Source organism: Brevundimonas diminuta ATCC 11568 (assembly GCF_000204035.1).
Lineage (GTDB): Bacteria > Pseudomonadota > Alphaproteobacteria > Caulobacterales > Caulobacteraceae > Brevundimonas > Brevundimonas diminuta.
In genome coordinates this window covers 210,901-220,752 of the sequence record NZ_GL883084.1, presented here as the reverse complement: position 1 = coordinate 220,752, position 9,852 = coordinate 210,901, and the positions used below count along the sequence as shown (strand labels likewise).

At 67.4% G+C, this 9,852-nt stretch carries 10 protein-coding genes; 6 read left to right on the top strand and 4 right to left on the bottom strand.

Annotation, left to right across the window (positions count from 1 at the left end):
- Positions 1 to 199 precede the first annotated feature (199 nt).
- Both exaC and adhP read left to right on the top strand, forming a co-directional pair.
- Entirely contained in the window at positions 200 to 1,717 is a 1,518-nt protein-coding gene (gene exaC, locus BDIM_RS01110; protein WP_003163720.1) for an acetaldehyde dehydrogenase ExaC, read from the top strand.
- 67 nt (positions 1,718 to 1,784) lie between these two features.
- Positions 1,785 to 2,819, top strand: coding sequence for an alcohol dehydrogenase AdhP (gene adhP, locus BDIM_RS01105; protein WP_040344490.1), 1,035 nt, complete (start codon positions 1,785 to 1,787; stop codon positions 2,817 to 2,819).
- Positions 2,820 to 2,859: 40 nt separating this feature from the next.
- Here the strand turns inward: adhP and BDIM_RS01100 are convergent, their stop codons facing one another.
- Genes BDIM_RS01100 through BDIM_RS01085 form a run of 4 tightly spaced genes read right to left on the bottom strand, consistent with a single transcriptional unit; the run spans position 2,860 to position 6,360 of the window.
- A complete protein-coding gene (locus BDIM_RS01100) occupies positions 2,860 to 3,660 on the bottom strand; it encodes a sulfite exporter TauE/SafE family protein (protein WP_040344489.1) in 801 nt (266 codons plus the stop codon).
- Positions 3,660 to 4,937 carry an NAD(P)/FAD-dependent oxidoreductase gene (locus tag BDIM_RS01095; RefSeq protein WP_003163717.1) on the bottom strand — a complete coding sequence of 426 codons (1,278 nt, stop codon included), beginning with the start codon at positions 4,935 to 4,937 and terminating at the stop codon, positions 3,660 to 3,662. The genes BDIM_RS01100 and BDIM_RS01095 overlap by 1 nt, the downstream gene beginning before the upstream one ends.
- Before the next feature lie 3 nt (positions 4,938 to 4,940).
- A complete protein-coding gene (locus BDIM_RS01090) occupies positions 4,941 to 5,354 on the bottom strand; it encodes a protein tyrosine phosphatase family protein (protein WP_003163716.1) in 414 nt (137 codons plus the stop codon).
- A gap of 49 nt (positions 5,355 to 5,403) precedes the next feature.
- Positions 5,404 to 6,360, bottom strand: coding sequence for an MBL fold metallo-hydrolase (locus BDIM_RS01085; protein WP_003163715.1), 957 nt, complete (start codon positions 6,358 to 6,360; stop codon positions 5,404 to 5,406).
- Between the two features lie 92 nt (positions 6,361 to 6,452).
- Between BDIM_RS01085 and BDIM_RS01080 the strand changes: the two genes are divergently transcribed.
- From BDIM_RS01080 to BDIM_RS01065, 4 genes are all read left to right on the top strand, one after another.
- Complete coding sequence (locus BDIM_RS01080; protein ID WP_003163714.1) at positions 6,453 to 7,094, top strand: peroxiredoxin; 642 nt, start codon at positions 6,453 to 6,455, stop codon at positions 7,092 to 7,094.
- Positions 7,091 to 7,498, top strand: a complete 408-nt coding sequence (locus BDIM_RS01075) for an ArsR/SmtB family transcription factor (protein ID WP_003163713.1) — start codon at positions 7,091 to 7,093, stop codon at positions 7,496 to 7,498. The genes BDIM_RS01080 and BDIM_RS01075 overlap by 4 nt, the downstream gene beginning before the upstream one ends.
- A 122-nt stretch (positions 7,499 to 7,620) precedes the next feature.
- On the top strand, positions 7,621 to 8,751 hold the full coding sequence (locus BDIM_RS01070; RefSeq protein ID WP_248601201.1) for an ABC transporter substrate-binding protein: 1,131 nt from the start codon (positions 7,621 to 7,623) through the stop codon (positions 8,749 to 8,751).
- 20 nt (positions 8,752 to 8,771) lie between these two features.
- Positions 8,772 to 9,842, top strand: coding sequence for a YncE family protein (locus BDIM_RS01065; RefSeq protein ID WP_003163710.1), 1,071 nt, complete (start codon positions 8,772 to 8,774; stop codon positions 9,840 to 9,842).
- Positions 9,843 to 9,852 lie beyond the last annotated feature (10 nt).

Sequence of the window (9,852 nt, the reverse complement as noted above, 5' to 3'; positions counted from 1 at the left end):
GCCACACTGCACCGCAAGCTGCACCGTCTGGGCCTGATCGACCTGAACTGACCGATCCCGACGGAAACTGTCGCAAGTCTGCGACAGGTGTGCGCCGCACCATCCGGGCGGCGTCTGGAACAGGCCGCCGGGTCGACCGACCTTGCCTCAAACGACGCCGACAATCGGCGCCCAAGGAAACCGCAAGGAGGCCGTTCCCATGACCAAACCCGAATTCGTCCGCGCCGTGACGCCGAAATACAAGGCGCGCTACGACAACTTCATCGGCGGCCAGTGGGTCGCCCCGGTCAACGGCCGCTATTTCGAGAACACCTCCCCGGTGAACGGCCGCGTCCTGTGCGAGATCGCTCGTTCGGACGCGGCCGACGTCGAGCTGGCGCTGGACGCCGCCCACGCGGCCAGGGACGGTTGGGGCAAGACCAGCGTCGCCCAGCGCGCCCTGATCCTGAACCGCGTCGCCGATCGCATGGAGCAGAACCTTCAGGCCATCGCCGAGGCCGAGACCTGGGACAACGGCAAGCCGGTGCGCGAAACGCTCGCGGCCGACATCCCGCTGGCCATCGACCACTTCCGCTATTTCGCCGGCTGCATCCGCGCGCAGGAAGGCGGCATTTCCGAGCTGGACAACGACACGGTCGCCTATCATTTCCACGAGCCGCTGGGCGTGGTCGGCCAGATCATTCCGTGGAACTTCCCCATCCTGATGGCGGCGTGGAAGATCGCCCCGGCGCTGGCTGCGGGCAACTGCATCGTGTTGAAGCCGGCCGAGCAGACGCCAGCCTCCATCCTGCTGCTTATGGAGCTGATTCAGGACATCCTGCCGCCGGGCGTGCTCAACATCGTGTCGGGCACGGGGATCGAGGTCGGCGAGCCCCTGGCCACCAATCCGCGCATCGCCAAGATCGCCTTCACCGGCTCGACCGCCGTCGGCCAGAAGATCATGGAATACGCCACCCAGAACATCATTCCGGTGACGCTGGAGCTGGGCGGCAAGTCGCCGAACATCTTCTTCAAGGACGTGATGGACGCTGACGACGCCTTCCTCGACAAGGCGCTGGAAGGCTTCGCCATGTTCGCGCTCAATCAGGGCGAGGTCTGCACCTGCCCCAGCCGCGCCCTGATCCACGAAGACATCTATGAGGCCTTCATCGAGAAGGCGATCGCCCGCGTCGAGGCCATCAAGCAGGGCGACCCGCTGGACCCGACCACCCAGGTCGGCGCCCAGGCCTCGGACCAGCAGCTGAAGAAGATCCTGTCCTATCTGAAGATCGGCAAGGACGAAGGCGCCGAGGTGCTGACCGGCGGCGATCAGGCGGTGCTGAAGGATGATCTGGCGGGCGGTTATTACGTCAAGCCGACCGTGTTCAAGGGCACGAACGACATGCGGATCTTCCAAGAGGAGATCTTCGGCCCCGTCCTGGCCGTGACCACCTTCAAGACGCTGGAAGAGGCCATCGCCATCGCCAACGACACCGAATACGGCCTGGGCGCCGGGGTGTGGTCGCGCGACATGAACACCGCCTATCGCGCGGGCCGGGCCGTTCAGGCGGGCCGCGTCTGGACCAACTGCTACCACCAGTATCCGGCGCACGCGGCCTTCGGCGGCTACAAGAAGTCGGGCATCGGGCGTGAGAACCACCGCATGATGCTGGATCACTATCAGCAGACCAAGAACCTGCTGGTCAGCTACAGCCCGGACAAATTGGGCTTCTTCTGATTTCCATCAAGGCGCGGACTCCGGTTCGCGCCTTTTGTCTTGCGATTGCAACCCAGGAGGAAAGACCATGGCTGCAACCATGAAGGCCGCCGTCGTGCGGGAGTTCGGCAAGCCGCTGGTGATCGAGGACGCGCCGATCCCGACGCCCGGCCCCGGCATGATCCAGGTGAAGATCGAGGCCACCGGCGTCTGCCACACCGACCTGCACGCGGCCGAGGGCGACTGGCCGGTCAAGCCGAACCCGCCCTTCATTCCGGGCCACGAAGGCGTCGGCTACGTCTCGGGCGTCGGCGCCGGGGTCAAGCACGTCAAGGAAGGCGACCGCGTCGGCGTGCCGTGGCTCTACACCGCCTGCGGCCACTGCAAACACTGCCTCGGCGGCTGGGAGACCCTGTGCCACGAGCAGCAGAACACCGGCTACTCGGTCAACGGCAGCTTCGCCGAATATGTGGTGGCCGATCCGAACTTCGTCGGCCATCTGCCAGACAACATCGGCTTCGAGGAGATCGCGCCGATCCTGTGCGCCGGGGTCACGGTCTACAAGGGCCTGAAGATGACCGACACCAAGCCGGGCGACTGGATGGTGATCTCGGGCATCGGCGGTCTGGGCCATCTGGCCGTGCAGTACGCCAAGGCCATGGGGCTGAACGTGGCGGCGGTCGACATCGACGACGCCAAGTTGGATCTGGCTCGGCGGTTGGGCGCGACGGTGACGGTCAACGCCAAGACCTCCAACGATCCCGCCGCCGACATCAAGCGCCAGACCGACGGCGGCGCTCAGGGCGTGCTGGTCACGGCCGTCTCGCCCAAGGCGTTCGAACAGGCCTTGGGGATGACGTCGCGTGGGGCGACCGTGGCGCTGAACGGTCTGCCGGCGGGCGATTTCCCGTTGTCGATCTTCGACATGGTGCTGAACGGGACGACGGTGCGCGGCTCGATAGTCGGCACGCGTCTGGACCTTCAGGAGGCGCTGGACTTCGCCGCCGACGGCAAGGTGAAGTCGATCAACACGATCGAGCCGCTGGACAACATCAACGACATCTTCGCCCGGATGCACAAGGGCCAGATCGAAGGCCGCGTGGTCATGTCCATCGGCGGATAGAAAGGCTGCGGGCCGTCGTTTCGCGCGGCGGCCCGCAGGCCTAGCCGATCAGATTCAGGGCTACGGCGCTCTGATACAGCATATAGAGGGCCACCACGAAGATCAGGCCCGCGAAGACGCTGTTCAGCAGGCCCTTGCGGCTGGACATCAGTTTGGCCAGCCGCGCGCCCGCCAACCCGCCCAGAACGCCGCCGCCGATGAAGACCGCCGCCAGCGGCCAGTCCACCCATCCCGCCAGCGCATAATTGAAGGCGGTGGTCAGGCCGAAGGCGGTGACGCCGACCAGGGACGAGCCGACGGCGTAATAGATGGGCATGCCGGTCGACCCCATCAGGCTGGGCACGATCAGGAAGCCGCCGCCGATGCCGAAGAAGCCCGACAGCATCCCCGTGGCCGCGCCCGTGCCCACCAGCTTGGGCGCATTGCCCGCGTTCAGCGTCACGTGCGGGTCGCCCGCCGCAGAGCGGCCGCGCAGCATCAGGGCGCCGACGACCAGCATCAGCACGGCGAACAGGGCCAGCAGCTTCTGCCCGTCCACGGCCTTGCCCAGGCTGGAGCCCAGCGCCGCCCCGACCACGCCCGCCGCCGCGAACAGCAGGGCGATCTTCCACTTCACCGCCCCGCGTCGGGCGTGGTTCAGCAGATTGGCGAAGGCGTTGGCGGCCACGGCGAAGGCACTGGTGCCGATGGCCAGGTGCGGATCCTTCACCCCCACCAGATAGACGATCAGCGGCACGGCCAGGATCGAGCCGCCCCCGCCCACCAGGCCCAGGGTGAAGCCGACCAGCGACCCCGCCCCGGCGCCCAGGCCATACTGCAAAAGGCTGAGGGACTCGCTCATCACGCGGCCCTCGTTCGCGGGGCGACGCCCGGCTCGACGCAGTCGGGGGCGCAAAGCCATTCGCGGCCCTTCAGCATCCCGACCCAGTAGATTTCCGGCAGGGCCTGCGCCTTCAGGTGCCAGGCGCGGCGCGTCGGCTGACGCCCGTCCAGCATCCACGCCGGGAAGCTGGGCAGCAGCTTGCCGCCATAGCCGAACTCGGCCAGCACGATCTTGCCGCGCTCGACCGTCAGGGGGCAGGAGCCGTAGCCGTCGTAGACCGCCTTCAGCGCCTTGCCGTCCAGCATGGAGATGACGTTCTCGGCCACGACCGGCGCCTGTTTGCGGGCGGCGGCGGCCGTCTTGGCGTTGGGCGCTGAGCAGGCGTCGCCCAGGCCGAAGACGTTGTCGAGGCGGATGTGGTGCAGGGTGGCCTGATCGACGTCGATCCAGCCGCTGTCGGCCGCCAGCGGGCTGGCGCGGATGAAGTCGGGCGCGGTCTGCGGCGGGCAGACGTGGATCATGTCGAAGTCGCGGACGACTTCGCTGACGGCGCCGTCAGCGTCAGTGACGGCGAAGGTCGCGCGGCGAGCCTCGCCGTCGATGGCGGTCAGGCGCGAGTTGAAGCGCAGGTCGACGCCGTAACGCTCGATGTATTTCATCAGGGCGGGGACGTAGTCCTTGACCCCGAACAGCACGGCCCCGGCGTTGTGGAACTCGATGTCCACATTCTTGAGGGCGCCGGTGCGCTGCCAGTGGTCGGCCGACAGATAGAGGGCTTTCTGCGGCGCGCCCGCGCATTTGATCGGCATGGGCGGCTGGGTGAACAGGGCGCGGCCGCCCTTAAGCTCCTGCACCAGCTTCCACGTATAGGGCGCCAGATCGAAGCGGTAGTTGGAGGTCACGCCGTTGCGGCCCAGCGTCTCGTTCAAGCCGGGGACGGCGTCCCAGTCCAGCTTGATGCCCGGCGCGGCGACCAGGGCGCGATAGCCGATGCGACGGCCGTCCGACAGGCGCACCTGATCGGCTTCGGGCGCGAAGTCGACGACGCTGTCCTGAATCCAGCGGGCGCCCGTGGGGATCAGGCGGCAGGTCTCGCGCATGGTGCGCTCGGGCGTGAAGACGCCCGCGCCGACCAGCGTCCAGCCCGGCTGGTAATAGTGACGCTCGGACGGCTCGACGATCACCACGTCAAGGCCGGGGCGGCGGCGCAGCAGGCTGGCCGCCGTGGCGATCCCGGCGGCGCCGCCGCCGACGATCAGGACGTCGCAGGTCTGGGAAGCTTGCGGATGGGCCATGCCTCAGCCCTCCAGACGCGGGCCGAGCGGCGAAACGTCGTAGCCGGCGGCGGCGGCTAGGGCGACGATCTCTTCGGCCGGGCGCTCGCCCGCCTGCGACAGGGCCCACAGATAGGTGGTGCGGGTGCCCGAGCGGCAGTAGCCGAGGATGGGCTGGGGCAGTTCGGCCAGCGCCGTCTTGAAGCGCGCCACGTCGTCCGGCGTCATGGCTCCGCCGCGAATGGGGATGTGGACGAAGCTCAGGCCTGCGGCCTCGGCGGCGGCGCGGATGTCCTCGGTCATCGGCTGGCCCGGCTCTTCGGCGTCGGGGCGGTTGGAGATGATGGCGCGATAGCCTTGATCGGCCGCTGTCTGGACCTCCTCAGGCAGGATCTGCGGCGAGACGTGCAGGCGGTCTTCCAGGGGGCGGATGTCCATGAGGCGGTTCTCTGGCTTTGAGGAAAGGGGGCTTTAAAGGGCTTGGGGATCAGAGCGCGTTGATGGGCATTTTCAGGTAGCGGACGCCGTTGTCTTCCGGCTCGGGCATGCGGCCGCCGTTCATGTTGACCTGAACCGAAGGCAGGATCAGGCGCGGCATGGACAAGGTGGCGTCGCGGGCGGTCCGCATCTGGACGAACTCATCCTCTGTCACGCCGTCGTGGACGTGGATGTTGCAGGCGCACTGATCGCCGATGGTCGTCTCCCATGCGAACTCGGTGCGGGCGGGCGGCGCCTTGTAGTCGTGGCACAGGAAGACGCGCGCCGCGGCGGGCAGGGACAGCAGCCGCTTGATCGAGCGATACAGCGTCCGCGCGTCGCCGCCGGGGAAGTCGCAGCGCGCCGTGCCGTAATCGGGCATGAACAGGGTGTCGCCGGGGAAGACCGCGTCGCCGATCACATAGGCCAGACAGGCTGGGGTGTGGCCGGGCACGTGCAGGGCCGTGGCCTGAAGCTCGCCGATGGCGAAGCGGTCGCCGTCGTCGAACAGCTGGTCGAACTGGCTGCCGTCGCGGCGGAACTCGGTCCCCTCGTTGAATACTTTGCCGAAGACGTCCTGCACCTTGATGATGTCGCGGCCGATGGCCAGGCGGCCGCCGAGGCGTTCCTGCAGGTAGGGCGCGGCCGACAGGTGGTCGGCGTGAGCGTGGGTCTCCAGCAGCCAGTGAACCTCAAGGTCTTCGGCCTCGACATAGGCGATCAGGGCGTCGGCCGAGGCGGTCGAGGTGCGGCCAGAGGCGGGATCATAATCCAGCACGCTGTCGATAATGGCGCAGGCCCTGGAGTTCGGGTCGCGCACGACATGGCTGACGGTGAAGGTGGCCTCGTCAAAGAAGGATTTAACGACCGGGCGGCGACTGGCTTCAGCCAGGGCGGCCTGGATCAAGTCCGCGGCGTGATCGCGGGCAGGGTCGATATGGGCGTCGGTCACGGCGTTTCTCCGCATTGATCTTTATCAAGCAATTAGATATTTACATATTATATACAAGTAATTGTTTTCAAGGTGCGCTGCACCCCGACTGCGCGTAGCCCTATGGCATGGAAACCGACTCGATGACGGACACGCCTTTCCTGCGGCCGCTGCGGATCAATGAGGCGGCGCCGGATTTCACCGCGCGCACGACGCGCGGCCAGCGTCGGCTGAGCGACTATCGCGGGCGGTGGCTGGCCTTCTTCTCGCACCCGGCGGATTTCACCCCGGTCTGCACCAGCGAGTTCATCGCCCTGGCCCGGCGTCAGGCGGACTTCAACGCCATCGGCTGCGAGCTGCTGGGTCTGTCGGTCGACAGCCTCTATTCCCACCTGGCCTGGCTGAAGGACATCCGCGACCGCTTCGGCGTGACGGTGGAGTTTCCGATCATCGAAGATCCCTCCATGGTCATCGCCCAGGCCTATGGGATGATCGACCCGGCGGCGCCTGACAGCGCCTCTGTGCGCGCCACCTTCGTCATCGATCCGAACGGCGTGGTGCGGGCGATCAGCTGGTATCCGATGAACGTCGGCCGCTCGATCGAGGAGCTGCTGCGGCTGGTCACGGCCTTGCAGGCGGCGGATCGGGAAGGGGCCTCGGCGCCCGAGGGCTGGACGCCGGGCGCGCCCCTGCTTCAGGCGGCGCCGACCGACTTCGGCAATGTGCTGGCGGGCGATGACGCCTGGTATTACCGACCGGCGTCGCGATGACTCCCGGCGACGATTTGGAACGGTTGAAGGCGGCCGCGCCCGAGGCGGCTGAACTGCTGCGGCAACTGGCCAACGCTAATCGCCTGCTGATCCTGTGCCATATCGCTCAGCAAGAGCGTTCGGTCGGTCAGCTGGAACAGGAGCTGGGCCTACGCCAGCCGGGTCTGTCGCAACAGTTGGCCGAGCTGCGCCAGTCGGGGCTGGTGAAGACCCGGCGCGAGTCGCGCTCCATCTATTATTCGCTGGCTGACGAACGCGCCGAGGCCGTCATGGCCATGCTGCACCGCATCTTCTGCGACGATCCCAAGGCCCTGACCGAGGCCGTGCGTCAGGAAGCGGCGCCGGACCAGGCGCTTCCCCGCGGAGACGCCGCCCGTTTCGCCCGGATCATCCCGCCGCGCTGAACGGCCGTACCGCTTCATGCGACAAATCAGCGATTGAAGCTGACACTGATTATCATTAAGCGTCGAGGCGAGGCGCCGCTGGCGTCGCTGATGAATGGGCGGAGATCGGGCCGATGGTCGAGGTGAGGTTGGGACGTCGGGCCCTGCTGATGGGCGCCGTCGCCCTGATGGCGACCGGGGCCGCCGCCTGCACGCGCCGCGACCAGGCCGCACCGACCTCCCTGCTGATCGATCTGCGCGACCGGCCGCTGGCGATCACCCCGCCGGTGACGAAGCTGTCGATCGACGACAGCCGTTTCCTGATCGCCCTGTCGCTGATCCATCCTGATCCGGTCAACCTGCTGGCGGCCTGGGCGGGCGACGTGAACCGCCTCAGCCCGGACATCTACGCCGCCTATCTGGAGAAGTCGCCGACGCTGGCGGCCCTGCCCAAGACGCCGAGTTCGGCCGCCGCATTCAACGTCGAGGCGGTTCTGGGCGCCCAGCCGCAGGTGGCCCTGGTGTCGCTGGACTCAGGCCCGACCGACGCCCAGACCGCCCAACTGGAGCAGGCGGGCGTGCGTGTGGCCTACATCGACTTCTTCCAGCACCCTTTCGAGAACCAGCCGCGCAGCCTGTCCCTGCTGGGGGCCATGATCGGCCGCGAGGAACAGGCGCAGGCCTACAACGCCTTCCGCGCCGCCCGGTTGAAGGTCATCTCCGACCGTGTGGCCGGGCTGAAGGACGAGCAGAAGCCGACCGTCTTCCTGGAAGCGCACGCGGGCAATGGACCGGACTGCTGCAACTCGGTCGGGGCCGGGAACATCGGCGACTATCTGACCTTCGTCGGCGCCCGCAACATCGGCGCCGAGGTGCTGAAACAGCCGTCGGGCAAGCTGAACCTGGAGTTCGTGGTCGAGCGCGATCCCGACATCTACATCGCCACCGGCGGCCCGCATCTGGAGAAGACCGGCGGCTTCGTCGTCGGTCCGAAATACGACGTCGAGACCTCGCGCGCCTCGTTGCGCCGCGTGGCCGGGCGGCGGGGCCTGTCGACCCTGAAGGCGGTGCGCGAGGGCAGGGTGCACGGTTTGTCGCACCAGTTGATCAACTCGCCCATCGATATCGTCGCCACCGAAGTCCTGGCCAAGTGGATCCAGCCCGAACTGTTCGCCGATCTGGACCCGCGCGCGACGCTGGACACGATCAACAAGGACTTCCTGGCCGTCCCCTATCGCGGGGACTACTGGACCGATCTGGTCCCGGCCGCCTGATTTCACCCCGGAGAACCGCCATGATCACCCTTCGCAACGGCATTCTGACCGCCGCCGCCTTCGCCGCCCTGGCGATGGCCTCGACCGCCTCGGCCCAGACGATCGAGAAGACCGTCAAGGTCGCCCCCGGCGGCCTGTACGAGATCGTCTTCAACCCGGCCGACAACGACCTCTATGTCGCCGCCGTCGGCCCGCGCGGCGCCAACCAGGCCCAGATCGTCCGCCTGCAAGGTCAGACGCTGGAGCCGGAATCCTCGGTCGACGTCTCGGCCAATCCGCTGTTCGGCCTGAACCTGAACACCCGCACCCAGGTGCTGTACGGCACGGACACCCGCGCGGGCGTCATCACGGCCATCAACGCCCGTACGGGCGCAGTGATCGCCACCATCCGCAACGGCGACGAAGAGGGCGCCCACGTCCGCCAGGTCGTCGTCGATGAGGCGAACAACAAGGTCTACATCAGTGTTGTCGGCGGCGAGGCGGGCGACGCCTCCAAGCCGAACCTGATCTGGGTCATCGACGGCGCGACCAACACGATCGAGCGCACCATCGCCGCCACGGTCGGCGGCCTGACGGGCGCGGCGCTCGATCCCTCGACGAACCGCCTCTACGTCACGGGCATGAGCAGCAATGAGGTCGCCGTCATCGACCTGACCACCGGCGAGACGGTCGGCAAATGGCCGTCGCACGGCGACTCGACCATCAACGTCGCCGTCGATTCCGAAGGCCGCCGCCTGTTCGTCGCCAATCAGAAATCGGGCGAACTGACGGTGCTGAACGCCGACACCGGCGCCCTGATTCACAAGGTCGCCACCGGCGCGGGCGCCCTGAGCGTCGCCTATAACGGCGCGGTCAAGCAGATTTACGTCGCTAACCGCCAGGCGGGCACGGTGACGGTGCTGGATTCCGACACCTATGCGGTGAAGGCGAACCTGGAGACGGGCACCTTCCCCCAGACCATCGCCATCGACCGCGCGACCAACGCCGTCTACGTCTCGAACAAGGCCCGCGGCCTGCCGCGCGGCGCCCCGGCGGGCACGCCGGTCCCGGTCGACCCGACCGGCGACGTGGTGACGCTGATCCGTCCGTAAGACTATTGGC